This is a genomic window from Fontibacter flavus (assembly GCF_042432905.1).
Classification (GTDB): domain Bacteria; phylum Bacteroidota; class Bacteroidia; order Cytophagales; family Cyclobacteriaceae; genus Fontibacter; species Fontibacter flavus.
This window is the reverse complement of the sequence record NZ_JBHLWI010000004.1, coordinates 40,673-66,097: the sequence shown is the minus strand read 5'-3', so window position 1 is coordinate 66,097 and position 25,425 is coordinate 40,673. Positions and strand designations below refer to the sequence as shown.

General features: G+C 40.9%; 20 protein-coding genes. 9 read left to right on the top strand and 11 right to left on the bottom strand.

The window, feature by feature from the left end; all coding sequences use genetic code 11:
• Together ACFFIP_RS02090 and ACFFIP_RS02085 are read left to right on the top strand one after the other, a co-directional pair.
• Positions 1-792, top strand: a complete 792-nt coding sequence (locus ACFFIP_RS02090; protein ID WP_382385904.1) for a rhomboid family intramembrane serine protease — start codon at positions 1-3, stop codon at positions 790-792.
• Positions 793-798: 6 nt separating this feature from the next.
• Positions 799-1,734: a rhomboid family intramembrane serine protease gene (locus ACFFIP_RS02085; protein ID WP_382385903.1), complete on the top strand. Its 936-nt coding sequence runs from the start codon at positions 799-801 to the stop codon at positions 1,732-1,734.
• A gap of 3 nt (positions 1,735-1,737) precedes the next feature.
• On the opposite strand, the gene ACFFIP_RS02080 is transcribed toward ACFFIP_RS02085, so the two are convergent.
• From ACFFIP_RS02080 to rlmN, 3 genes are all read right to left on the bottom strand, one after another.
• Positions 1,738-2,211 carry a hypothetical protein gene (locus ACFFIP_RS02080; protein ID WP_382385902.1) on the bottom strand — a complete coding sequence of 158 codons (474 nt, stop codon included), beginning with the start codon at positions 2,209-2,211 and terminating at the stop codon, positions 1,738-1,740.
• A gap of 49 nt (positions 2,212-2,260) precedes the next feature.
• Positions 2,261-4,966 carry a TonB-dependent receptor plug domain-containing protein gene (locus ACFFIP_RS02075; protein ID WP_382385901.1) on the bottom strand — a complete coding sequence of 902 codons (2,706 nt, stop codon included), beginning with the start codon at positions 4,964-4,966 and terminating at the stop codon, positions 2,261-2,263.
• 220 nt (positions 4,967-5,186) lie between these two features.
• Complete coding sequence (gene rlmN / locus ACFFIP_RS02070; RefSeq protein ID WP_382385900.1) at positions 5,187-6,245, bottom strand: dual-specificity RNA methyltransferase RlmN; 1,059 nt, start codon at positions 6,243-6,245, stop codon at positions 5,187-5,189.
• 638 nt (positions 6,246-6,883) lie between these two features.
• On the opposite strand from rlmN, the gene ACFFIP_RS02065 reads away from it, so the two are divergent.
• From ACFFIP_RS02065 to ACFFIP_RS02050, 4 genes are all read left to right on the top strand, one after another.
• On the top strand, positions 6,884-7,885 hold the full coding sequence (locus ACFFIP_RS02065) for a DUF4221 family protein (RefSeq protein WP_496384683.1): 1,002 nt from the start codon (positions 6,884-6,886) through the stop codon (positions 7,883-7,885).
• Positions 7,872-8,270 (top strand): hypothetical protein, encoded by a 399-nt coding sequence (locus tag ACFFIP_RS02060; protein ID WP_382385898.1) that lies wholly within the window; start codon positions 7,872-7,874, stop codon positions 8,268-8,270. Before ACFFIP_RS02065 ends, ACFFIP_RS02060 begins: the two co-directional genes overlap by 14 nt.
• Before the next feature lie 108 nt (positions 8,271-8,378).
• Positions 8,379-9,269: a hypothetical protein gene (locus ACFFIP_RS02055; protein WP_382385897.1), complete on the top strand. Its 891-nt coding sequence runs from the start codon at positions 8,379-8,381 to the stop codon at positions 9,267-9,269.
• A gap of 204 nt (positions 9,270-9,473) precedes the next feature.
• Complete coding sequence (locus ACFFIP_RS02050) at positions 9,474-10,166, top strand: DUF5995 family protein (RefSeq protein ID WP_382385896.1); 693 nt, start codon at positions 9,474-9,476, stop codon at positions 10,164-10,166.
• A gap of 113 nt (positions 10,167-10,279) precedes the next feature.
• On the opposite strand, the gene ACFFIP_RS02045 is transcribed toward ACFFIP_RS02050, so the two are convergent.
• Positions 10,280-11,215 carry a sugar phosphate isomerase/epimerase family protein gene (locus ACFFIP_RS02045; protein ID WP_382385895.1) on the bottom strand — a complete coding sequence of 312 codons (936 nt, stop codon included), beginning with the start codon at positions 11,213-11,215 and terminating at the stop codon, positions 10,280-10,282.
• Between the two features lie 243 nt (positions 11,216-11,458).
• On the opposite strand from ACFFIP_RS02045, the gene ACFFIP_RS02040 reads away from it, so the two are divergent.
• Positions 11,459-12,529, top strand: a complete 1,071-nt coding sequence (locus ACFFIP_RS02040; protein ID WP_382385894.1) for an App1 family protein phosphatidate phosphatase — start codon at positions 11,459-11,461, stop codon at positions 12,527-12,529.
• Here ACFFIP_RS02040 and ACFFIP_RS02035 read toward each other — a convergent pair.
• From ACFFIP_RS02035 to ACFFIP_RS02005, 7 genes are all read right to left on the bottom strand, one after another.
• A complete protein-coding gene (locus ACFFIP_RS02035; protein ID WP_382385893.1) occupies positions 12,526-13,545 on the bottom strand; it encodes a cyanophycinase in 1,020 nt (339 codons plus the stop codon). The two genes, ACFFIP_RS02040 and ACFFIP_RS02035, sit on opposite strands and share 4 nt — an antisense overlap.
• A 71-nt stretch (positions 13,546-13,616) precedes the next feature.
• Positions 13,617-14,849, bottom strand: coding sequence for a purple acid phosphatase family protein (locus ACFFIP_RS02030; protein ID WP_382385892.1), 1,233 nt, complete (start codon positions 14,847-14,849; stop codon positions 13,617-13,619).
• Between the two features lie 66 nt (positions 14,850-14,915).
• Positions 14,916-16,430 carry an alpha,alpha-trehalase TreF gene (treF, locus tag ACFFIP_RS02025; protein WP_382385891.1) on the bottom strand — a complete coding sequence of 505 codons (1,515 nt, stop codon included), beginning with the start codon at positions 16,428-16,430 and terminating at the stop codon, positions 14,916-14,918.
• Complete coding sequence (locus ACFFIP_RS02020; RefSeq protein ID WP_382385890.1) at positions 16,427-17,659, bottom strand: MFS transporter; 1,233 nt, start codon at positions 17,657-17,659, stop codon at positions 16,427-16,429. Before ACFFIP_RS02020 ends, treF begins: the two co-directional genes overlap by 4 nt.
• Positions 17,660-17,750: 91 nt before the next feature.
• Positions 17,751-19,355, bottom strand: a complete 1,605-nt coding sequence (locus ACFFIP_RS02015) for a M1 family metallopeptidase (protein WP_382385889.1) — start codon at positions 19,353-19,355, stop codon at positions 17,751-17,753.
• Positions 19,356-19,454: 99 nt separating this feature from the next.
• A complete protein-coding gene (locus ACFFIP_RS02010; protein WP_382385888.1) occupies positions 19,455-20,645 on the bottom strand; it encodes a THUMP-like domain-containing protein in 1,191 nt (396 codons plus the stop codon).
• A 1-nt stretch (position 20,646) separates the two neighbouring features.
• Positions 20,647-21,636 (bottom strand): aspartate-semialdehyde dehydrogenase, encoded by a 990-nt coding sequence (locus ACFFIP_RS02005; RefSeq protein ID WP_382385887.1) that lies wholly within the window; start codon positions 21,634-21,636, stop codon positions 20,647-20,649.
• Positions 21,637-21,886: 250 nt separating this feature from the next.
• Between ACFFIP_RS02005 and ACFFIP_RS02000 the strand changes: the two genes are divergently transcribed.
• Together ACFFIP_RS02000 and ACFFIP_RS01995 are read left to right on the top strand one after the other, a co-directional pair.
• Positions 21,887-25,150 carry a lamin tail domain-containing protein gene (locus tag ACFFIP_RS02000; protein ID WP_382385886.1) on the top strand — a complete coding sequence of 1,088 codons (3,264 nt, stop codon included), beginning with the start codon at positions 21,887-21,889 and terminating at the stop codon, positions 25,148-25,150.
• 68 nt (positions 25,151-25,218) lie between these two features.
• A complete protein-coding gene (locus ACFFIP_RS01995) occupies positions 25,219-25,368 on the top strand; it encodes a hypothetical protein (protein ID WP_382385885.1) in 150 nt (49 codons plus the stop codon).
• The last annotated feature ends 57 nt before the right edge of the window (positions 25,369-25,425 follow it).

Here is a 25,425-nt window from a genome sequence, read left to right as displayed (position 1 = left end):
ATGTTCAGAAATTTAACTCCTGTTGTCAAAAACCTTCTGCTGATCACTGTTGGCGTATATGTCATTTCAGCATTTTTCATGCCTCAACTGAAAGCCTTTTTTGCTTTGTACTATGTGCATAGCAGCAGGTTTATGCCGACCCAATTCCTGACTTACATGTTCATGCATGCCGATGGCTGGCATTTGTTCAGCAATATGTTCGGCCTCTTCATATTTGGTCCTTTGTTGGAACAATTCTTAGGACCAAAAAAAATACTCACCTTATGGATGGTCTGTGGTGTGGGTTCAGGTTTGCTTTATTCAGGTTACACGGCTTACAGAATGAACCAAATGGACAACAGCATCTCTCAATTCTACAGCAATCCCAATCCGGATAATTTTAGAGAGTTTGTCAATGATAATCCTGGATTTTTTAAATCTGGAGTATATGATTTCATAGATGCCTATGACAGAAACCCTGAAAATCAGACATTGATCCAAAGAGCCAAAGACAACCTGATGAGTGTTAGGGAAATGCAGGCCAATGTGCCTATGGTAGGAGCTTCCGGTGCTTTGTTTGGGGTATTGATTGCCTTTGCCATGCTTTTCCCCAATACGCAATTGTTTTTGCTCTTTCCACCAATGCCGGTGAAGGCTAAATATTTGGTACTTTTTTATGGACTTTATACGATTTACAACGTAATCAATAATAACCCATTGGATAATGTTGCACATTTTGCCCATCTTAGTGGGCTGATTATTGGCGCCGCATTGGTGTGGTATTGGAAAAAAGACAGATCAAACTTTTATTAAAAAAGCATGTACGGCGGATTTTGGGATAATTTGCGAAATGCCTTCAGGCAAAACAACAACAGCCTTTACAAAATATTGGCCCTGAATATCATTGTATTTTTTGTAATGGTAGTGATCAGGGTGGTTTTCACCTTTTCAGGTGCAGGAAATCTGTACAACACGATCAGGTCCTTCCTGATGATGCCCGCTGATCTTTCCTCTTTCATCGTACAGCCTTGGTCTATCCTGACCTACATGTTTTTCCATGAAGGGCTCTTCCATATCCTGTTCAACCTGTTGTTTTTATATTGGTTTGGCTTGCTGGTCAATGAATACCTGGGCAGTAGAAAACTGGCCAATCTGTACATCCTAGGAGGCATTTCCGGTGCCTTACTGTATGTGTTGATGTACAATATTTCACCCTATTTTTCAGATGTATTGCCTTCAGCAAGAATGCTGGGAGCAAGTGCCGGTGTCTATGCAATAGTCGTCGGAGCAGCGACCTTATCCCCAAATACTACCTTCCATTTGATCTTACTGGGACCAGTCAAAATCAAATATATAGCGATATTTTATGTGATCATTGCATTTGTCAATTCTGCTGGCAGTAATGCTGGTGGAGAGTTGGCACACTTGGGCGGTGCCGCACTTGGGTATTTCTACATCACACAACTCAGGAAAGGAAATGATTGGGGCAGACCTGTTCAGGCAATAGGGCAGTTTTTTGAAAGATTGTTTGCCAATAAACCCAAAGTCAGGGTTTCTTATAGGAGGAAAAAAACATACACCTCTACTGAAGGCTACAGTACTTCTTCTTCTCAAAAAACAAACCCAAGCACCACTTCAAGTTCTGCTCCTACACAGGAAGAAATCGACCTTATTCTGGACAAAATCGCAGAAAAGGGTTATGATGGACTAAGCAAGGAAGAAAAAAGGAAACTCTTTGAATTCAGCAAAAAGTAAGGATTAACTCCCTACTTTGAAAACCAATCCCAATCTCAGCACAGGCTGACGCGTATTCTGACTTTGGATCTTAAACTCTGTGTTGATTCCAAATGATTCTGCGATATCCAAAAAGGCCCCAAGCCCAAAATTACCTCCTGACCTGGATAGCGTCTGTCCAGGAAGCCCGGGCTGTGTATTAAGCCAAATATTACTGTATCCTCCCATGACATATACCTGAGACACTCCCTTCGTCAGGTAATAGCGTAGGTCCATATTGAGGTTGGAACTTCTTCCAAAATCAGGAAACCAATAAGTAAAGCTGGGGGCAATAGAAAGATTATCTACAAATACATACTCCACTCCAGCATGGGCACCGATATCATTGATATTCAGTTTATAATCAGGCCCCACCTGAATCCTAACATCTCCCTGCTCCTGGGCATATGCAAAGCCGAAGGCCAAAAATGCAAATAGCAACAGTATTGATTTTTTCATGAGCTGAAGATAGTCAAAAAAGAAAAAGCCCCAAAACGGGGCTTTTAAATTATGGATTAATGTCCTGTTCCAGATAGGATAATCTTCCAAACTTATCCATACCCTGTACCACTACTTTATATTTCTGCACAATGTCATTGTTGAAAAACTCAATATTGGCCATGTTGCCCTCAAATTTGAGCTTAGGATTCCAATATAAGGTTGAGCGGTAATCAGGCGCAGGGGAATTTTCTTTGTCATACTTTGGAATGTAAAATTCTCTTGCGACCGAATAACCAGGGAAACGCATATTGAATACTCCTTCACCTACATCTCCAATCCCGGCAGCTCTTTTTGTATAAAGGGCAATTGCACCATTGGCACCACCTGAACCAAATATCGCCAAAGAGGCAGCATCCTTAAACACCTCTACTGAAGCCAGGTCCCTAGGAGGAATGGAACTTGCAAATGAGATGTCAATAGGAACATTGTCCAATAGAATCAAAGGCGAACCTCCGGCGACCACTGAACCTACTCCTCTAATCCTGATGGTTGGGGAACCAGAGATATCAGGAATTACCCTTACTCCCGGAAATCTACCTTGAATCAATTCCCAAACGTCCCTAAAACCTTCAAAACCACCAATTTCCTCAGGTTTAAGGGAAGCATCTCCCTTACCGTACATTCTGGTAATTTCCTCCTCTGTGGCATCAAATTTATCTGACTTGATCACAAACTCTTCTATATCGACTGTTTGTATTTCTCCAAATGCCACTGAGGCCTGCTTCCTTTTCTCTGCATTTTCCAGATAATCCCTGAGCATAGGTGAAATCTGAAAAGGCCTCATATCAGACTGGAAGCCTTCCCATTTTACATATTTGGCAAGAGGTGCATCAAGTTCCAGGCTGACGAGTTCCTTATGCCGTTTGTCCAAAACAGACATCGTCAACAAAGTGGTGTCCTGAAAATCCAGGTCATCAATGATGAATTTCCCATTTTCCCCATATTCCACTGCGATAAAATCTTCTTCTTTACCCTTACTGAAAACATTGATGATCCCTCCTGTTAAACCTCTTTTCCCGCCAGATTTAGGAGAAACCGTTCCGGTAATATTGATCCCCTGCTCTATGAAATTCTTGTTTTCCACTTTATTGTTCAGTACATCTTCCCAGTTAAACCTTCTCCAACCATGTGTCAACATGATCATCTCTATTCCTTCATCATCCCTATGGTCACCAAAAAAATGCTTGGGCTGATGAATGCGCCCTCTAAGCTCTGACTCCAATTTCAGGTAAGAAATTATACTGGAATTGATCGAATAGGGTGCTTCATTGGCATCAGTGATCGAAACGGAGTAGTTCCCTCCTTCAAAAGCAGCACCGTCAACTTGTAGCTTCCAACTATTTTTGCCTCTTGGGTTAACATTCACCTGATCTGCTTTCAAATTCAGTTTCAGACCATTCTCCTGAGGAATAAAAACCAATCGCTCTGCAAGCGGAGTACCATCTGGTTCAAATACCGTCACTTGATTGATCCCTGTAGCTAGCTGGGATTTGTTCACCCTTGCACCGGTCACACCATTGGAAAGGTTGATGACCTGCATATACCCTATCCTGCCCCTGGCATGGACCACCAACAAGCCCTCCCCGCTTACGGATATTTCCTGAAAATTATTGGACTGGATCAAGATATTGAGGAGACCTTCTTTGCTGTTGTCAACCGCAAGATTGACCCCCTTGGTTTTTACTTCGGAAAGCTTTTTCTCAAACCTACTACCCTCTATCTCTATTTTTGCCACATATTCCTGACCAGCTTGGGGAACAAATGAAAACATGCCCAAACCTGATTCATTGGTCTTAAACTCAACTTCCTGACCATCCACCGACAGACTTCCCTTTATTTGGATGGGTGAACCATCCGGATACACTGCCCTTACCCCAATCTTATTACTGAATCCTGCGATCAGGTCACCGCCTTCAGGAAGGAACTGAATATCCATACTGGAGGACGGGAATGGCAAAAGGAACTTTCTGGAAATGCTGTATTCCTCATTCTCTTTTTGTATTAAGACCATTGCAGTCACCTGATTGAGTTGGTCTGCAGCCAGCTCAAAGTCTAAATTGCTCTTGCCATCCTTATCCAATTGTAATGACCCTTCCTTAAGGATTCTATCCCTGTTCATCAATTCATAATACAAAGTCTCTCCCGCCAAGGGCTGCAAGGATCGGTTTACTGCTGTAATGGATGCTATATATTGAATCAAGTTGCCATTTTCAATTTTCTCAAAATTTACAGTTGGCTGAAACCTGAGGTTATAAGGCTCTAAAATTTCTATACCGGTCTGAAAAATTGCTTCTTCTCCAAATCCCTTTAACCAATGAGAATATGCTTTGACCTGGTAAGTACCTTCCTTCATGTAAAAATCCAACTTGAAATCTCCAAACCCGTGTCCGGCATCCACCTGAACCGTTCTCTGCTGAATCAAATTGCCTTCATTGTCTAATAAATCCACATAGACAACCTTGCTCAATGGGGAAGGAATATCCGGGCTTCCTGCCGTCAGGAATACCGAGAACCAAATATTATCTCCTGCAGCATAAAGATTTTTGTCTAAATGTACAAACACCTTTTCTTCAGGAACCTCTTCCACATAATATTGCATGAGATTGATGATCTTTTCGCTCAGTTCAGCAATACTGGATTTTTCCTGAAATGATGAAAACAGATAAAAAAAAGAAATAACGACAACTGGAATAAAATAAGACACTCTTTTCATTTGAAATAGTTTAGTTGGTTTTTCATATAAAAGACAATCGTTTCATAATAACGACTTCATGATAATTTCGTTTCGCTTTTGCTACCAAGACCGACAAAAACTTGTTAATATTACAAAACTAAAAAATTATTACATTTATTAAACAATTTTCAAAAATAATTATTACTGCCTTTACACAAAAACAATTACTATTCCGTGATTTAATGGTGATATTCGTTGGTTATAATTGGGCCACTTCGTTCTTATTGGCCAACTGACCGCAGGCCGCATCGATATCCTGACCTCTTGATTTTCGGACTTTGGCGATTATGCCCTGATCTTCCAGTATTCTTACGTACATATTCACCGCTTCCTGAGAAGCCTGACGGAATTCGCCCTCATCAATTGGATTGTATTGGATGATATTCACTTTGGAAGGAATGATTTTACAGAACTTGGCTAGGGCTCTGGCATGTTGCTCGTCGTCATTGACACCATCCCAAATCACATATTCATAGGTGACTTTTCTTTTGGTTTTTTGATACCAATATTTCAAGGCATCTGCCAGGTCTTCCAAAGGATTCACCTCATTGATCGGCATCAACCTGCTTCGTGTCTCATTGATGGCGGAGTGTAAGGAAATTGCCAAATTGAATTTGACCCCATCATCAGCCATTTTTTTGATCATCTTAGGAATCCCAACAGTGGATAGCGTAATTCTTCTTGGTGCCATTCCCAATCCTTCGGGAGAGGTAATCTTATCAATGGCTTCAATGACATTATTGTAATTTAACAAAGGCTCTCCCATACCCATAAACACAATATTGGTCAGCGGGCGGCTGAAATAGGTTTCTGCTTCCTCTTTGATGGCCACTACCTGATCATAAATTTCATCAGGGTTAAGGTTGCGCATTCTTTTCAATCTTGCCGTAGCGCAGAAGTTACAATCCAAGCTACAGCCTACCTGGGAAGATACACAGGCAGTAATTCTTTTTGTTGTGGGGATCAGTACCGACTCCACAATTTTATCATCAAAAAGTTTGACCGCATTCTTAATGGTCCCATCGCTGGAATGCTGCATCAAGTCCACATGGATATGGTTGATCTCAAAATTTTCCTTCAACATCTCCCTTGTCGCTTTGGAGATATTGCTCATATCGTCAAAGTTTTTCAAAGACTTATTCCACAACCAATCATAGACTTGCTTGGCCCTGAATTTTTTATCTCCCTGCGCGACGAAAAACTCTTCAAGCTGTTCTAAGGTAAATTTTCTGATGTCCTTTTTTGGGGTACTTTCCATATTGCAAAGGTAGCGGATTGCAAGTTTGGAAAATAAAAAAATTAAAAATTGATGAATATGGATTTGAAAATGCTTGAAATTCAAAAAAACATCCCCTAAACAGGGTATTTTTCCACATTTAAACTGAATTTTTTGCGAAAAAGATTTGATAATAATAATAATATGTTAGAATTACCTAACTGGTTGGTTAGTAATCTTGGCCAGGATTTTTGTTCGTATTAAAAATTTTAGAAAATGAAAAAGTTAATTTTAAGCATTGGGGTAATCGCTCTGACTTTTGGAAGTATAATGCCCGCAAATGCAATTTGTAGAGATTCCCGAGGCAACATAATTATTGAGAATGGAATGACATATTCCAGAGACAACGGTGATGGATCCTGCTCAGGATGTAATATGACTTGTGGAAGGCCACTACCGCAATATTAATTATTCTTAAAGGGAACGGGAGATCCCGTTCCTTTTTCACTTTTACAATAATATTGATGAAATCAACAATATCTCTATTCCTTGGATTTACAATTTTCTCATGTTCACCTCTAGCAAGTGAAGAAAAAACAAATTCTAATTTATTTAAAATTTCAGAAATAAACCTTCCATTAGATGATTCTACAGCTCTTGACTTTATAAGGACCTCCTATTTGTTTGAGAACGATACTGAATTTTTGTACCATCAAAATGAATTCAAAAAGTCAATTCAGGTTTATAATTTAGACTTAGAGATTTTAGAAAAAGAAATCAAATACCCATCTACCCCTCCCTTAGGAATAAATACGGCTCAAGGAATTCTTGTGATCAATTCAGATTCCGTATTCATATTCCCAACACTCACTGTTCGTGGATCACTTTTGATTAACGATAGTGGAGAGGTTTTGAATCGGTATATGCCCCCCCGTTATAAAAGCATTGAAGAATCTTTGGTCAATCACATTTCTTTTGGTTCCATGCCTACTATTTTGAGTAAAGGAAAATTAAGGTTTATCCAGCTCCCGATGTTTGATTTGAGTAATCCGGCAAATATCAGTGATGAATTTAAATTTGAAGTATCCTATGACATCGCAGCCAATACTTTGGAATTTGTAGAAGAATCAGGATTCCCATCTTTTTACCAAGACAAAATATGGCCAGGGAGTGATTTGCAGGTTTCAAGAATTGAGGATGACTTTGAAAGGGTAATTTATTCGTGGAAATATTTTGACTCTTTAAGTTATTTTTTAGATGGTCAAGAATTCAAAGTTTTTGGTGGAAGCAAATTTAAGAATTCTGAAGTCAAGCCTTTCGCTATGGTTCCAGAACCGGAAAAAGAGGACAAAGCATGGGTTGAAAATTCTAAATACTATGGTATCTATTTCGATCCATACAGAAAACTTTATTACAGAACTTTCCAATTCCCTGGGATTTATGACAAAAATGTCATCTTGAAAGAAATCGATGCAAAAAAACAATTTAGTGTGATCGTTTTGGATAAGGATTTTAAAATAATTAAAGAAGTCGTATTTCCAGGAGGGATTTATAATGTCTATAGGGCATTTGTAGGTAAGAAGGGATTCTATCTTCCAAAGAACAATATTTTGAACCCAGAACTTCAAGAAAACTATTTATCCATAGACGTATTTGATTTTACTCAAGATGAAGAGAATTAGTATTTTATTGTTTATCATATTGCTCGGATGCAAACCAATAGAGAGTGATTTTGAAAAATACGGATCAATAATTGGATTTGACACTGATACACCTACTCTGATTATCAGTCTTGAAAATTGTCAATATTGTTTTTCAGTATTTAAGGAATCCTTGCAAGAACTTGAAGGCAAAAAAATCAATGTTATCATTGTATCATCACAGGAGAAGAAAGCAAATTTACTGGCGAAGGTTGATGGCAAGTCTATTTTCATTGACCAAAAAAAGGAAGGGTTAAAGTTAGGATTGATAGAATCTTTACCTGTACTTTTCCTTACGGGCCAAGAAAAACAAGTCATAGAAACTCCTGATGAACTTGTTGATTTAATTCAGAAACATGTCCAATAGCCTCAAATTCATCTCCTTAATTCTTTTTTTTCCTGTGTTTCAAAAAAAAAGGAACTATACAATCATGAATTTCAAATTGAATTTTCCCCCTTTGCTACTGTCAGAGATGTGGCTATCAGTGAATATGAAGTTTTCATTTTGACCAATAAGCATGAATTGCTTTCCTATACATTTGATGGAAATAAAACCTTGGATACAGTTATCCTCCAACCCAAGCTTTATCCTGATAAGAGTGTGGAATATTATCCAGATAATGCTTTCAGATCATTGTTTTATTACGACAACTCCTGCTATTTTCTGGGACAAAACCCAAGTGACTTATATAGGTTTGATCTTAGAACTAAAAAGATCAGCAAAAAAAGAGTGAACCTCGACGAAGCCGGACTACATTACATTCTTCATTCAGAAGCACAAGAAGCAATCATTCGGGTCAATAATATTATGGACACAGAAGATGATTTAATACTTTATCGCCTGGATTTAAATTCAATGAAACCAAAAAAAATAATGAAAAAATCATTAGGGTATAGTCAGGAAGGAAGCTATTTGTATCATAAGGACAATATCCTTCGAATTTTGAACCCTTTACAAAGCGGGTATCTTGAAGTCTCTAAGTCCGGTAAACTTTCGAAAACAAAGGAATATTTTCTTGATTCATTATTGGATAAAACCAAACCCAAGCGGGTAATGGAACTGAGTGAGTTTTATGGTATGGCACTGTGGGAGAGAAATCAATACCAATTAGATTTGATTCTTTCAGCTATTTCAGTCGATAAAGAAACAGATTACTTTTTGATCAAAAAACTGAATAGAACCTCCACAACAGAAAAAGACTTCAAGATACTAATGATTAAGAAATACCAGGATAATATAGAAATTAAAGAATTAAAGGATTATGTGTTTTGTAAATTTGACCAGAACACCAAAACTTTTTGTGGAATCACCTTGGATTCCAAAATTGTGGTTACTTCGGATTTGGATAAAATTATATACAACTAAAGCCGTCTTATTGAAGATTTAATTACATTAAGACTTACAGCCTCGCATGAAGGGGATCACATGCAATGATCTTTTGATAATAGGGACCAGAATAAAAAATAGGTTCAAATTGATGGCAACAATCCTTTTCCCGTAAAAATACTTTTTCGACCCAGAGTCAATTTATTTTCAGATAATTACTCAGAAAAGAGTATTTTTAAAATCATGGAAACCATCAACAACCTTCTGCAAAGAATGACCAAAGAGTCCACGGACTGGGAAAGCTCAGGAGACCGAAGACATGTGTTTTTACAGTGCTATACCTTGATGAGCCGAAATATGTATGTCTCCATTGAAGAAAAGCACTTTTCAGATCCTTTATGGGTAAGCACTTTGTTGGTCAGGTTCTCCGATTATTATTTCGAGGCACTCGATCTCTATCATTCTGGTCATCCTCATGTGCCCTCCGTATGGAAGCAGGCGCATGATGCCAGCAAAAATCCTGAAACCCATGTCCTGCAAAACCTACTTTTGGGCGTCAATGCACATATCAATTATGACCTTCCTTTGGCACTTTATGATTGCATGGAACAAGAATGGATCAGCGCTGATCCTGATAAAAGAACTAGGCGGAAAAATGACCATGAACTGGTCAATCAGGTTATTGCCAACTCTATAGATGCGGTTCAAGACAATATCATCAAACCCCTTTCGCCAAGCTTGGCAATTTTGGACAAATTGATGGGACGAATGGACGAATGGCTGCTTTCAAAAATGATCGTCTCCTGGAGAAGTGATGTCTGGAATGTTTCCCAGCTACTCTTGGATGCAAAATCACCCGATGTAAGGGAAGAAATCAGGCAAAGACAGGAGCTACAGGTCCTCAAAAGGGGAGAGCAGTTGCTCAACCTATTTTAAAAAAGGCTAAAACTTTCAAATTGCTGAGCAGGTAATCTAATATCAATGCAGATGAGTACCGATCGGAAGAGCTGCATGTAAGGTTTGCCACTACAAAAGGTCTTTTGATTATTTTATGCCAAGTTCTTTTCCAAAGCCACCAAAACATCCCTGATCTCTACGATACTTTCCCATTCCCTGTCTTTCTCTCCATGCTCAATACCCACATAGCCATGATACCCATGAGAAAGTACTATTTTCATCATCCGTTCATAATCCAAAGGAGACTGATTACCATAGTCATCAAAGGCTGTAGGCTTTAGACTGACCCCTTTCGCCATTGGCATCAATTCATCTACCCCACGGTAAGAATCATAGGATACCTCCCTGTTTTCATCCCTGAAAATCCTGAAATTTCCAAAATCCGGCAAACTCCCTGCTCTGGGATGGGCTGTTTGCTGCAGCATACCTACCAACCACTTGGCATCACTGGAATAACCGCCGTGATTCTCAATGAGGATATTGATATCAAAATCATCCGCAAACTCACAAAGTGATCGCATACCCTCAGCACATAGTTTCATCGCTTCCGTGGCCTTTTCAGGATCTGTGGACCAAGGAATTTCAGTGTAGGCATTGATCCTGATGGAATGACAACCCAAGAATTGAGCAGCCTCCACCCACTTTTTATGATTTTCCACTGTCTGTTGGCGATCAGCCGCTGACTTGGCGCCCAATGTCCCCTCACTGTCACACATGATCAATACCTGATCAATCCCCTCATTCTGACAACGGGTATTCATCTCCCTCAGGTAATTTTTATCCGTAGCCTTGTCCATGAAAAACTGATTGACATACTCAACAGCATAAATTCCATGCTTTTTGGTCATTAATGGAAAATCCAGATGATCCATCTGACCTGAAAAAAGCAATCGGTTGACAGACCATTCTGCCAAGGATATTTTGAATAAAGGGTCTTGATTAGTCATCGAAAAAGCGATTTGGGGCATTCCTATTGCCATGGCTGCCAAACTGGCTTTTTTCAGGAAATCTCTTCTTTGGTTTATCATTTTTAAAATGGGCTAATTCATCATCTAAACCTTATCAGAATAGCTGTTATATGATCGGTAAACCTGACCACTTACAACTTTGGATTTGATCTTGGCCAAGTCATGCATAATTTCGTCAAAAAGAATAGAATACCAATAAGGTTTTCATTAATTTGAAAACTCTTCAAGTGTAAAAAGCAAAAATTGAGAAAATCCCGATCCTTCATTCTTAGATTTTTATACGCAATCAAGCGAAACTTTTCTTTGATCAAAGTTAAAACAGGGGTCAGGCTCGGTTTGATCAGATCTATCATGATCATGCCCTACATAGGCTTCGGCAATGACAAAGAAATCTATTTTTTGGTCAGGGTTCTGAAAGATAGAAATATCGGAAATGCTCAAGGAGAGGATGGTGCATGGCATAATTTTAAAAAGATGTACAAACGCTTCTCATCTTGGAAAATCCCCAATGTGAAAGTAAAAGCGGTATTTCAAGGTTCGGAACAAATTGCCATTACTGATGAAGAAGGCTATGCGGAATTTCACATCCCCATTCCTGAAGGCTTCAGACCAACCCAAAATTGGGAAATTGTGCAGCTTGAACTCATCGACAAGGTGAGGCCTCGACAAGGTAAAGTTACTGCCTTCAATAAAATCTTTATGCCTTTGAACCACCTCGAATATGGCATCATTTCTGACATTGATGACACGATCGTACCTACAGGAGCAACCAGGCTTTGGGAGATGTTGAAAACCACCTTCTTTGGAAATGCCTATTCGAGAATTCCTTTTCCCGGAGTAGCAGCTTTTTACAAAGCACTGGAAAAAGGCAGGGATGATATCAAAAGCAACCCTTTGTTTTATGTTTCCAGCAGCCCATGGAACCTGTATGATTTCCTGATGGAATTTATGGATGTGCATCAAATCCCCAAAGGACCATTGATGTTGAGAGATATTGGTTTGTCCAGAGACCATCTGATAGCAGGCAGTCATTTTGATCACAAACTGACACAAGTTGAAAAGATCTTTTCTTTCTTCTCCGATATTCCCTTCATTTTGATCGGGGATTCCGGACAACATGATCCTGAAATCTACCTACAGGTAATCAAAGATTTTCCAGGTAGGGTCAAAATGATCTATATCCGGGATGTGAAAGCAGACAGGATTCAGCAAGTGGAAGATATCAGGCTGGAAATGAAACAACTTGGTGTCAGCATGCTTTTGGTGAAAGACACCATGGAGGCTGCCAGACATGCATTATCGAAAGGATGGATTTTGGACCAGGATCTGAAAGATATTGGTATTTCCAAGCAGGAAGATGAGCAATCAGGTTAGTTGGACCTCAAAATCCCTTTTTCCACAAACCAAAATGTATCCCAGTCAAAATCCCAGGAATTGATCTGTAAGGTCTCTTTTTTCTCTGGACCCAATATTTTGACCTTTACGGCCTGATTTCCCAACACCCAACTCAGCGGCATTCCCGGTTGCAAAACTTCCGGATCCTGATCTGAAAATGCTTCTTCAAACAAAAATACATTCGCCTGCCCCATTTGACTGGCGACACCATTTTCATCAATGACCAAGGCTGTTTTTTCATCCACTGCGATCGCTCTCAAAGGAGATTTATCTGATTGTTCTTTCAACCTGGCCAAAAAACCCATCAATCTACCCTGTCTTTCCCTTTGGGAAAAATGCTGGTCAGTGATGGTGTTCTGAAGAAGAGGATGGTTGACCAGAGTAGAACGCTGAACAGTCATCCGCTCATCAAAAGGATCAGCCAAGGCTTCAACCCCAGTTACAGAACCCTTTTCTCCCGTATAGACAAACTCCCCCATCACGGCACATCCTGCGCTGGTGCCGCCAACAGGGATTTTCTTCTCATGGATCAGGTATTGGATAGCTTCTTCCACTTTACTGCCTTCCCAAAGCTGGATATACTGAGATTGGTCTCCACCAGCAATAAAAAGAGCTTCAGCATTTTTCAGTGTTTGGAAAACTTTCTCCTCATTGGCCGCTTCCGGAGTATTGATCCTAAGTGTTTCGACTGAATTCAAACCTCCCATCTCATAGAGGTAATCATTATAACCTGTCCCGCCACTCACTCTGATAATTACGAAATCACCCCCTCCTGCTCTCTCAATCATCCACTTCATCGCTGCATCTACATCAGTACTTCCTCCCATCAGCATCAAACCGCTGGCTGTGGAAGTATGCACATCCCGTTTATTTCCAACCCTTCCCAAAGAATAGGGATTGTCGGGCGTAGGAATCATCGGGTCCAAAACGGGCTTCGAACAGGAAATAATACCTGCTATCATATATAGAAAAATGGGACTGATATTGAGCTTCATATCTATCAGAGATTTACTTTGTAGATTTTTAATCAAAAGGGAAAACAGCTTAGGCCAATAATGCTATCAGATTACTTGATCAAAGGGTTTTCAGGATAACTGTCGATGACATTACCATCAGCATCAATGGAAATCAGACTGAATTGTCCCCCTTCCAAAGTCAGTAAAGTAAAGGCCCTTATACTTTGGACATTTTTAAGATACCAGGTATCTTCCAAACTATGAATAGGTCGTGGTTCAGTACCCCATGAACCATCTCCGATATAGACAATTCCAGATTGGTCTACTTCCATATTTTTGATAGGGAAGGTCCTTTTATAGGCATGGTCATGGTTTTCAAAAGCAATCTTGACCCCATATTTTTCAAAGATCGGCATCCAGTTTTCCCTTACCAATGTCTGCGTATAATCTTCATATTTCCTCACTGAAGGATAGCCGGGCACGTGATAGATAGGAATTTTATGGAGTACATGGCCTCTTTCTGCCAAAGTTTTATCAAGCCATTCGGTCTGTATGCCCTGAATTGGATTAGAGTGCTCGGTATCCAGAATAATCAAACTCAAATAATCCCCAATATCCAATACATTGTATCCCGGTTGGCCGGGAAAAGGAAACAGTGCGTAGAAATAAGGAGCTATATTTCTTCTGAAATCGTCCGTTTGCTCATACCACTCATGCTTGCTATGGTATCCTCCCACCACTTCATGATTGCCAATGGCCACTATACAGGGAAGAATCCTGTTATCTTCTCTGACCAAGGTATGGGTATAGGCGTCAAACCAGTCATAGATGCGTTGAAGGTTCTCTGCCACACCGTTTTCATAAGCCATATCACCCCCTATAATTACAAAATCCGGATTATAAGAGGCCGCTACCTTATTGGTAGTTTCCAACCATTCCTTTTGGTGCATGGAATCTCCTCCTATGGCAATTTTCAAGGAAGACTTATCCAAGGTTTCGGGAAGCGTGTGGAAATAATAAACCTCTTCATTCCCTGGAAACATCAGTTCATATTCAGTACCCGGATTTAATCCTAGAATACTGACCCTATGGACCAATCGTTCTGAAAAAGGATAAGGCAATACATCACTTTCCAAAGCTTGCCAGATATCCGTTCCTTTTCTCCTCAACTGTAAATCCTGGGATTCATGCTCATCACTATGCCAGTCCACCGTCATACTTGTCCGTGGATCATGCTGCCAGGTAAGGTAAAAAGCATGGGGTCCTCCTTGGGCTGTTGCCAGTTGGCTTATGAAAAACAAACCAAGGATGATGAGTTGAAAATTGAATATTTTCGCTTTCATAGAGTTCTTTCATTAAACATATTTTGAAAATTATGGCTAAAATCAGGCAAGGCCAATTTAATAAAGTTAAGTTTTCATCATTTCTTTCATGGCCAGATACACCCCATTGGTCCAGCCAAAACCATCCTGTACAGGGTATTCCCCTCCACCTGCTTCCAAACTCACATCTTCCACATTGTATTTTTCCATCATTTTTCCGGTACGCTCATAGACTTTCTCATTCAAACCAGTCCAGCGCTTGGCCAGTTCCAAAGCGGTATCTCTTCTTCCATAATTCCAAAAAGCCTCAAATCCTATCCATTGTAATGGTGCCCAACCATTTGGGGCATCCCATTGCTGTCCGGAATGGAAATTGCTCGTCACCAGCCCGCCAAGCTTCAGAAAGTGCTGCTCCGTATAATCCATCACCTTTTCTGCCTGATCCGCGGTAGCAATGCCTGCCCACAATGGAAAAAGCATGGCCAAAGATGGCCTGTCCACCTCTTCTTTGAATTTGATATGGTAATCCAGATAAATCCCTTTGTCCTCATTCCAAAAATACCTCTCAATCCCTTCCAACCTGTTTTTTCTGTTTTTTTCGAGATTGGCAGCCAGTTTTTCATTACCCGCCAAGCGATTGGCATATACCAACACACGCTCGGTCTCGGACAACAGCACATTCAGATCAATGGGTAATATCGCTACAGTTTGGATAGACTTGAGATCCATAGGATCATAGAGCCATCTGGAACTAAAATCCCAACCTGATTCACATGCTGCTCTCAAGTTTCTGAAAATCTTATCTGGATATCTTTTTGAGCCTTGGGAAAGGGTCACATCCTCATGAAATGATTCAGGTCTGGGCGTAGATTCATCGTCAAAATACCTGTTGAGAAAGGCATCCTCATCCAGCCTTACCACTCTTTTATATCTTTTTCCCGGCAAATGCAGGTCTGTATCTCCCTCTACCCAAAACAGGTACTCCATCAGCATCTCCGGAATATATTTTTCCAAGATTGTTTCATCCTTTTTGGCTTCAGCCAAAAGCTCTACCATCTTGGCAAAAAATGGTGGCTGCGACCTGGAAAGAAAATAGGTCCGGTTACCATTGGGAATATGGCCGACCGTATTGATCAGATGGGCAAAATTGGCCACCATGGACTCAATCAACTCCACTCTTCCCGAGACCTTAAGACCCAGCATGGTGAAATAACTGTCCCAATAATAAATCTCCCGAAACCTTCCACCCGGCACAATGTAGGGGTTGGGAAGTGGCAGTAAACTAGAGTCCGGGATTTCGGGATCAGGTTCACGTCTCAATAAATCCCATTGGAGGTTCAATCTCTCTTCCAAACTGATCTGTTTGGGCATTTCAATTTCCTTTGGATCTTCGGGCATATTGAAATTTGCTTTAACAAATTCCAACAACGAAAAGCCATTGTTATTTGCCCGCTCATAAAAATCCAACAAAATGTCCTTTGCAGGTCTTTTGGGAATACAGTCCACAAAGGTCTTGGAATCTTTGAAAATCCCACTCATCTGCACAGCGTCAAACAGCTCCCAGTACAATTCTTCTGGAGGGGTGAAACTATATAAACTCATGATTTTTTGACTTGTCTATTTAATAACACTAATACAACACACAATAAAACAATGGGTACCAAAGAGAAATAAAAGGCATTGGTACCACCATAGGACTCAAAGATATGCCCTGTGATGATGGAACCGGTAGTTCCACCTAAGGCTGAAAACACCACAATCAATCCTGACATAGAGCTTTGCATGTATTTGGGCAGTGCACTCAACACAACAGAATTAATGGTAGGATAAATTGGCGCAAGAAATACGCCCAAAATTGGAAACAGGTAAACCACAAATGGGGCATTGAACCAGGTAATGGTTTCAATAGCTTCAGGCAAGCCGGATGTCAAGGGTAAGGTCAGGATCACGCACACGCCTACCAAGACAGTGCAGGTCAACGTAAAGGTCAACCAATGGATTCTTTTCAATACTATGCCTGCCAAGAGTCTGCCTATCGCCAAAGCACCAGCTAGGACTGCCCCTGCCTGAATCCCCATACTTGCGGGAACTTTCAGCACGTCCTGGTAAAATGTCGGCGTCCAGGTCATAAAACTCTGTTCGATCAATACAAACAAAAAAGCTGATGCCGCAAATACCAATACCAATGGCTTAATGACCAGTTTCAGCATTTCCAAAAACTCATCCCAAGCATTGGTTTCTTCCCTTTTGGATTCAGTCTCATTGATCTGCGCAAATGAAAGCAAAAGGGCTGCTGCCAAAGTCATGGCTCCCAAGTACCAATAAATATTCAGCCATTCCCTGGAGGTTGGGTCCGCATCATTGACAAATAGACTGAAGAACACGTTGCCTAACAAGACACCTACCATAAAGAAGCCCTCGATTGTACTCATCAGACTACTGTGCTCTTTGGTATTATTGGTCACGAGTCCTATCATCGCAAAAACCGAAACTTTGATGACAGCAAATGAAATCCCTACTGCTGCAAACAGCATCTTGAAATACCAAAATTCATTGGCCGTCAAAGGCATAACAAAGCAGATTCCCCCAACTAAGAAGAGGACAATAAGCATACCCCTCTTCAAACCTATTTTAGGCAGAAGAGAAGCCACAATAAAGGAAAATATGGCAATTGGAAGGTCTTTAAATCCTTCCAGAACAGAGGCTTCAGCCTTACTGACATCAAATGTTCTCTGCACCTGCAAAATTACTGCCCCCACTGAATTCAACAAAACGGCAAAAACCATATAGTTGACAATCAGGGAAAGTCTGATCAAAGCTCTCGAACTCATACCTGTGGTTTATCGGATTAGAAAAAGAATCTAAATTCAATTTGGGCAATTAATTGAACTTAGCCTACCAAAAGTCAAAAAAATCAATTCCTCATTTCTTTTCCAATAAGTACCAATTTCCGGGATCGACCTCCACCGGACCACTGCTCTTGACCAAAACAGGTTTGGTAGAGAGCATATGACGTTCCAAACCATGAGCAGTCCTGATTTCCACTGGCATGCTGAAATGAATATTTGGCAAACTTACCATATACCCTTTTTTACCTTTTTTGGTGACTTTGACTTTTGGCAACCTGACACTTTTGAGATATAAATCAAAGAATCCATCAGTATCAACTCCTGTATAGTGCTTTACAAATTCCGTAAAATCAGATGTCTCTACGAGATTTTCATAAATAAACCGCTCATCAGAAGCAAAAGCTTTAAGCATGGGAAAAAACAGCTCATCTCCCAGGTAATACCGTAAAGAATGAATGACAAATGCCCCCTTGGTATAAATATCGGGATGATAGGCAAAATCAGAATTCGAGTTTCTTGGAGAGACCACAGGGCGCAGGTTTCTGATATTTTGCCTTACTGAGGCTACTTTCTGTTGATAGGCATCCTCTCCTCCATGCTCAAGATAAAATAGCCAGTCCCCATAGGCAGTCAAACCTTCGTGGATCCAGAAATCCGCCCAATCTTTGACGGAAACCTTATTACCGAACCATTCGTGGCCAAGTTCATGATGCAATAACCAGTCACCCATCACCTTTCCAACCTTTTCAAATTGAAAATTATTACCATAAGCATTGATGGTCTGATGCTCCATACCCAAATAAGGCGTTTCTACCACTGCTATTTTGTCATTGGGAAAAGGATAAGGACCAAAGAACTTTTCCAGTGTTTTGGAAGAGTTTTCCAGTATTTGCAAGAGATCTTTTGCCTTTGACCTGTTTTGCTGCAACACATACACCATCATCGGGATCTCTGTTCCATTGTCAGATTTGAAAATGGTTGATTCCTCATGAAATACTCCCACTGTAAAATTGATATTGTAATTGTTGATGGGATATCTTGTCGCCCAATGATATGTGATTTTATCAACACTCTCTGTCTCACCCACCAAAGAGCCATTAGAGGCCACAAAATAAGGTTTGGGAACAGTAAATATCAGGTCCACACCATTGATTGGTTCGCTGGAAGGATGATCAAGTGAAGGCATAAAGATCTTAGCCCCTTCATTTTGGGAAGAGAGCCCCAACCAATGATTCCCCAATTCGTCCTTTTCCCAAGTAAACCCACCTGTCCAGGGAGGCCGTATAGCTATAGGAGTCTTCCCTCCATAAAACACCTCCACTTCCTTACAGGTACAATCCAAAGGATAAATATCCAGAATATCCCCATGTCTCTCAAATCCGGTTTCCCTTCCATCCATGACCACTTTTTGAACCTGATACTCCTCGATCAAATTCAGTCGAAGGGTATCCAATTTTTCCTGTGAATTGAAAGTAATTTTATTTTTCCCGTGGATTTCCTGCTCTTCTGGGAAAATTTCCAGTTCCAGTTGGTAATGCTCAACCTGATACTTGGCCTGCAAAGGATCAAGAGGCCCTCCCCAAGTCCAATTCTTTTGGATTTGGGAAAAAGCAGTTTCTGGTAAAACACAAAACAGAACAGCCGCAAATGACCAGGCAAGTAAATTAGATCTCATCATGTCGTAATCCCCTTAAAATTGGTGGATGACCCCAAGTTAGAAAATATTTTAAAGCTGAGGAATTATAGCTAGCGTCAGACAGGGGATCTTTTCAAAAAATCAATTGATCCTCTTGCAAAAAAGAAGTTTGTATTTTTCTCCCACCTTTGTACCGATCAGATAGTCTTCTCCCCCATCCTTAAGCTTGTACTTTTTTTTCAGCTCCTCAGCTTTGATCGCGAAATTTCTGGTGATCACATTGACCTTTCCAGATGGAAAGAGCTGCTTCAATTCTTTCTTTGGGTTGGAGACCTCCTGAACCACCTCAAAAATCCTTCCAGGAACATTTTCGGCAACATCAGCGGCTGTATACAAATGACTGTTTGGATGTAACTTGGCCAGGCCAAACCTTCTCCCAAATGATTTGAAGGCTCCCGCTTTCAGAATTGCCGCCATTGGCTCCACCAATTTGGCTCCGATATCGGAAAAGCTACTGACACAGTCTTCTTCCGCCTCAAAAGTAAAATCAAATGCTTTATTGCCGTGTGGATGCAGATCAATACAATGGATATGCCTTTCACTTCGCTCTTTCTCCTCTTCCCATGACAACAAGACTTCCTTCACTTCATTCCTAACAGAAACCACCCAGATCTGCTGTATATCTGGAAGTTCCATAAGGGCCTGCTTCAGATCCAGCATGGGTGATGCCTTTAGCAGGATACTTTTGGATTTACTCTTCAAAAGATCCCAGTGAGCAACTATGTCGGGCTCACAATCAACCAATTTGTAAAGCTTTTGATTATGCCCTCCCCGCCTTGCCGGATCTGCATAAATGAGGTCAAGCTTACCCTCAAACCGCTTTAAAAAATCAATACTATTTCCGGAAAATATGGAAAATTTGGTCTCTCCAAGCACTTCCATATTGTGGGCAAAAAGGGAGCTGAGTTCCTCATTCCTTTCACAATAATATGCTTTGTCGAATTCTTTTGACAGGTAATAGGTATCCACTCCAAATCCGCCTGTAAGATCTGCCATTGTGGACCCACGGACCAACCCAGATTTGAAAAGTGCAGTTTCCTCAGAAGAGGCCTGCTCCACCGAAAGGTTGGGCGGAAAAACCAGAGAGGGATGCTTTGCCCAGGTCGGGATTTTTTTTAAAGCCTTCTGTCTGGCCTGAAGCTGTCCGAAGGCCAATTTAAGATCAAAATCAAGCGGTTGCTTCTGGGCCAAAAAAAGTTTTGCAGGATCCTCTTCCAAGTGATCCTGCACAAACTGTTGTAATTTTTCGCTATAGCTATTTTTCCAATCCAAATTAAACCATGCTATGCTCCACCAAGTATTCCGCTATCTGAACAGCGTTGGTAGCTGCTCCTTTGCGCAAGTTATCAGCAACAATCCACATATTCAAGGTATTGGGCTGGGATTCATCTCTTCTCAATCTGCCAACAAAAACCTCATCTCTTTTATGTGCTGTCAAAGGCATAGGATAAATATTATTGGTAGGATCATCCTGCACCACCACGCCAGGTGTTTTGGACAGAATTTCTTTTACTTCTTCAAGGTCAAAATCTTGCTTGAATTCTACATTTACAGATTCAGAGTGTCCACCCATAGTAGGTATTCTGACCGTTGTGGCTGTGACTTGAATACTGTTGTCGTTGAATATTTTCTTCGTCTCATTGATCATCTTCATCTCCTCTTTGGTATAGCCATTTGGCTGGAAGACATCAATATGAGGAAGAACGTTCATATCTATTTTGTGTGGATATACCATTTCCGCTGGCTGACCAGCTCTTTCAGCCATCATCTGATCTACTGCAGCCTTACCGGTCCCTGTGACAGATTGGTAAGTGGAAACCACAATTCTCTTGATACCATACTTATCTCTCAGTTTGGTCAGGGCAAGTACCATCTGAATGGTCGAACAGTTTGGATTGGCGATGATACGGTCATCAATCCTGAGGTCTTTTGCATTGATTTCAGGCACCACGAGCTTCTTGGTAGGATCCATTCTCCAAGCAGATGAATTGTCGATCACGATGGTACCCACTTCAGCAAATTTGGGTGCCCATTCCAATGAAGTACCCCCACCTGCAGAAAAAATAGCAATATCCGGCTTCTCAGAAACAGCCTGTTTAAGTCCTATTACCGTATATTCCTTACCCTTGAAAGTCATCTTCTTTCCTGCAGACCTTTCACTGGCTACCAAGAGTAATTCATCAAATGGGAAATTGTGCTCATCCAGCACTTCTAGGATTTCTGAGCCTACCAATCCGGTAGCTCCTACTACGGCTAGTTTCATTTTTAATTAGGTTTTTAAACTGTGTTGCAAATGTAAACCAAGAAATCTCAAAAAAGATATAATCAATTCATTTAATTACTTTATTTTCAAATAGAACGCCCTTTTTTTGATAAGAATGAAAAAAAATAAGCTTAAACGGATAAAATTCGATTCTATACAGCAGGTTTTTTAATTTTCAGTGATGATTCCTATGTTTTTGGTAAGGATTTGTATTGCTTTTTCCTTACTAGGTTGTTTTTTTAACCGAAACATGTCTTTTGCTCAGGTTCAGGATTTTGAAAGCAATTTTATGATCGTCAACCATCCTGAAGAATTTTTACCGGACTGGTCTGCCAATGAAGTCCGCTCTACCGCTGCCCGGGTCTTCCAAGCCTCCGGCGAAGGCCGGTTTGGTTCCAGGGCATTGGGGGTCCAGGCGATCAGCTCATTCAATGGGGCCATTTACTCCCGAATTTCAACCATTGGATTAGACGCTCCCAAAATTGCGTTTTTTGCCAAAACAAGACAGAATGGCTCAGGAAACAGGCCTGTGCTGGTCAATCTTACCATTGAAAATGAAACAGGAAATGAGTTTGTTTTTCAGGTGGGAGACAACCACAGCTTTCCCAATCAGAATACCCCCTATCGCTTGTATGAGTTTGAGCTTCCTGAACAATTTTGGGAAATGGAAAAAGTGCTGATCAAAATTGAGGTATTATTTGGTCCCGGAACAGGCTCAGCGGCGAGGTTCTTTATGGATGACTTTGGGGTTTATAATGGCAATGAGCTCATAGACCCTATTCAGGTTAAATCAGCCTATCTGCTAAATCCTTATGCCATTGAATTACAATTCGACAGGGAAATCAATGCACCCAACCCAAGCCAGGTCAAGATATCAGGATATTCAGGAATTGACTTGGTCTTTCCTACAGATTCAACCCTTCAGATTTATGCAGAACAATTTTTTGACACCAGAATTGTCGAAATCCTTCTGCTTGGGCTACAGGATAAAGAAGGGAATATTACTCCTGAAATTGAGCTGGAAATAGAAATCGATGGCATCCTTCTCGGTGAAATTTTAGTCACTTCCCCGAAAACAATGCTGGTAAGTTTCAACCGGTTTTTCCTTGAATCTTCCGTTGCGCAGACTTCAAACTTTCAGGTCAATGGGAGATTACCAAGTGATATTGAAATAAAAGAAAACGGGTATCAGGTCGAATTACTGTTCACAGAAGATTTAATTTTAAATTCTACCCTATCCATATCAGCGCTAAACATTCAAAACAACCAAACTGGAGAAGTATCCTCATCTAGCAAAGAGGTACGGTACCGTGACTTTATAGAAAATGTTTTTCTGATGGAACAGGATCTTATCAGCATTTACCATGAGGTTGAAATCCGCTCCAGTTCAGCAGATGCTCTTTTATTCAAGATAGAGGAAAATGACGCCTTTGCCTTTGAAGCATTTGTTCCCGAGCCCAAACAAATACAACTTAGAAGCAGTCAACTTTTTGAAGAAGGGCCAGTCTACACCCTGGAAATCCCCTTGAGATGGAGTGAAAGAGGATTGCCCTTGCACGCCTCAAAAAGAGAGTTTGTCTGGGACAGAACACCTCCGGAGATTGTAAATATTTCACCTGTTGACAACCAAAAAACCCTGGTTTCCTTTTCTGAACCATTGGATCCTGTTTATGCCCTCTTGTCTTCCATTTACTCCTTGGATGAACAGCATCCCGTCGAAGTCATTCTTCAGCAAAACAACAGTCAGGTGCTGCTCAGTTGGGCTTTTACTTTTGAGTCAGGGCGTACCTACACGCTGTTGATCGAGAAAATGGTAGACTTATCGGGAAACCAAAATACTAATCGGCGTTTTGATTTTGAATTTGCCCCACCTGAAAGGGTTGCGTTCAAGGAAGTGGTCATCAATGAAGTAATGGCAGCTCCAAGGGCTGGAAACAGCCTGCCAAATGTAGAATATGTGGAGCTATACAATACAGGGGAAAGGCCTATTTATCTTGGCGGCATGCAGCTTGCCAATTCCAGAAGGGTCACTACCATACCTTCAGCCGTCTTGGGGCCAAAGTCACATGTAATCTTGGTACCCAGAGCAAGAATGAGCGAGTTTGGCCAGTTTGGGGATGTGCTGGGTTTGACCAATTGGCCGACATTATTGAACTCCGCAGACCATGTCAAAATCATGGATGAGTCGGGAAATTTGCTGGATAGCCTTGGCTATACCACCGCCAATTATGGTGGAAGCTCCTTTGCCCAGGGAGGTTATAGCCTGGAAATTGCCAACCCTTATCTGGCCTGTCACCTTAGTTCAAACCTAGCAGCATCTATAGATCCAAAAAGAGGAACCCCTGGACGGGTGAATTCGGTCTATGAAACCAGCCCCGACCTTAGCCCTCCCCGATTCATCCGATCTGCATGGCTTGGCAACAAAACGGTCTTATTGACCTTTTCAAAAGTGCTGAGCAATAATCTTGCAGTCACCACATGGGAAACTTCACCCTCTTTAAATCCACTAAGAATTTTGGCTGGCGAAAACCCGACTGAAATACTGATTGAATTTGATGAAGAACTAAAAGAAGGTGTCAGATATACCATCCGGATCAGCAATCTGAGGGACTGTACCGGAAACCTGCTGGACCCAAATGAAGAGGTCTGGATGGTGGTTCCCTCAAAGCCTGAAGCTAAAGATATTGTCCTTAATGAGGTGCTTTTCAACGCCAGGACCAATTCCCCTAAGTTTGTCGAAATCTACAACCGTAGCAATAAATTTATCAACTTGAAAGACTGGAAATTGGCAAACCTGAATAGTACTGGAGAGATCGCCAACAGAAGGATTTTATTTCATGAGGACTTTATCCTGGAGCCTTTTTCATTTCTGGTCTTCACGACAGACGCGGGCAGACTCAAAGAGGAGTACCCGAAATCCAAGGAAGACCGTTTTATAGCCTACAGTTCTTTACCCAGTTATCCCATTTCCTCCGGAAATGTGGTATTACTCGATCCTGAGGAAGAATTGGCGGAAATATTCAGTTATTCCGACCGCATGCACCACCCTTTACTGAGAGATACAAGAGGAGTCTCCCTGGAGCGGCTTTCGGTTGATTTTGAGGTCAATGACCCAAGCAATTGGCAGTCCGCTTCTTCCTCGGCAGGTTTTGCAACGCCCGGATATAGAAACTCACAGGTTTTCGATGGTCAGGAAGCGTTGGGCATTGAGATTCAGCCCAAAGTATTTATGCCGGATGTTCCAGGCCAACCAGCTTTTATTACCATCAGCTACAAAATGGAACAACCTGGGAAAAATGCAACCGTCAGAATCTATGGCGTCAACGGATCCATGATCAGGGAAATCTGTCAAAATGCCATTTGGGGAATGGAGGGATTTTATCTTTGGGACGGTACGGACAGTCAAGGCAGAAAAGTCCGTCCTGGGTATTATATCATTTGGGTAGAGATTTTTGACCTACAGGGAAATGTCCGTCAAATCAAAAAAACTGCGGTTGTAGGTACGGTTTTTTAAATTTTTCTTCTTTAAATGCCAGAAAATTAATATCTTAATAAAGTCATCATCAAACTTATGAACCCATTATGAAACCAGATCTTATCACCCAGACTCTCAAAACTTATTTTGTCGAAAAAGGCAAGAACTTAAAAGTGATACAAAGGTATCTCAGTGTGAAATACAAGCTGATTATGGACGAAAAAGTCCTGGCCAAGAGACTTCAGAATCTGACCTGAAATCATAAACCGTCCCAGTGACGGTTTTTTTATTTTTGATTTTAAAAAGCTAAGCGT

Coding starts and splice junctions, on each gene's coding strand:
- ACFFIP_RS02090 (WP_382385904.1), top strand. CDS start 1: ATGTTCAGAAATTTAACTCCTGTTGTCAAAAACCTTCTGCTGATCACT.
- ACFFIP_RS02085 (WP_382385903.1), top strand. CDS start 799: ATGTACGGCGGATTTTGGGATAATTTGCGAAATGCCTTCAGGCAAAAC.
- ACFFIP_RS02080 (WP_382385902.1), bottom strand. CDS start 2,211: ATGAAAAAATCAATACTGTTGCTATTTGCATTTTTGGCCTTCGGCTTT.
- ACFFIP_RS02075 (WP_382385901.1), bottom strand. CDS start 4,966: ATGAAAAGAGTGTCTTATTTTATTCCAGTTGTCGTTATTTCTTTTTTT.
- rlmN (WP_382385900.1), bottom strand. CDS start 6,245: ATGGAAAGTACCCCAAAAAAGGACATCAGAAAATTTACCTTAGAACAG.
- ACFFIP_RS02060 (WP_382385898.1), top strand. CDS start 7,872: ATGAAGAGAATTAGTATTTTATTGTTTATCATATTGCTCGGATGCAAA.
- ACFFIP_RS02050 (WP_382385896.1), top strand. CDS start 9,474: ATGGAAACCATCAACAACCTTCTGCAAAGAATGACCAAAGAGTCCACG.
- ACFFIP_RS02045 (WP_382385895.1), bottom strand. CDS start 11,215: ATGATAAACCAAAGAAGAGATTTCCTGAAAAAAGCCAGTTTGGCAGCC.
- ACFFIP_RS02035 (WP_382385893.1), bottom strand. CDS start 13,545: ATGAAGCTCAATATCAGTCCCATTTTTCTATATATGATAGCAGGTATT.
- ACFFIP_RS02030 (WP_382385892.1), bottom strand. CDS start 14,849: ATGAAAGCGAAAATATTCAATTTTCAACTCATCATCCTTGGTTTGTTT.
- treF (WP_382385891.1), bottom strand. CDS start 16,430: ATGAGTTTATATAGTTTCACCCCTCCAGAAGAATTGTACTGGGAGCTG.
- ACFFIP_RS02020 (WP_382385890.1), bottom strand. CDS start 17,659: ATGAGTTCGAGAGCTTTGATCAGACTTTCCCTGATTGTCAACTATATG.
- ACFFIP_RS02015 (WP_382385889.1), bottom strand. CDS start 19,355: ATGATGAGATCTAATTTACTTGCCTGGTCATTTGCGGCTGTTCTGTTT.
- ACFFIP_RS02005 (WP_382385887.1), bottom strand. CDS start 21,636: ATGAAACTAGCCGTAGTAGGAGCTACCGGATTGGTAGGCTCAGAAATC.
- ACFFIP_RS02000 (WP_382385886.1), top strand. CDS start 21,887: ATGTCTTTTGCTCAGGTTCAGGATTTTGAAAGCAATTTTATGATCGTC.
- ACFFIP_RS01995 (WP_382385885.1), top strand. CDS start 25,219: ATGAAACCAGATCTTATCACCCAGACTCTCAAAACTTATTTTGTCGAA.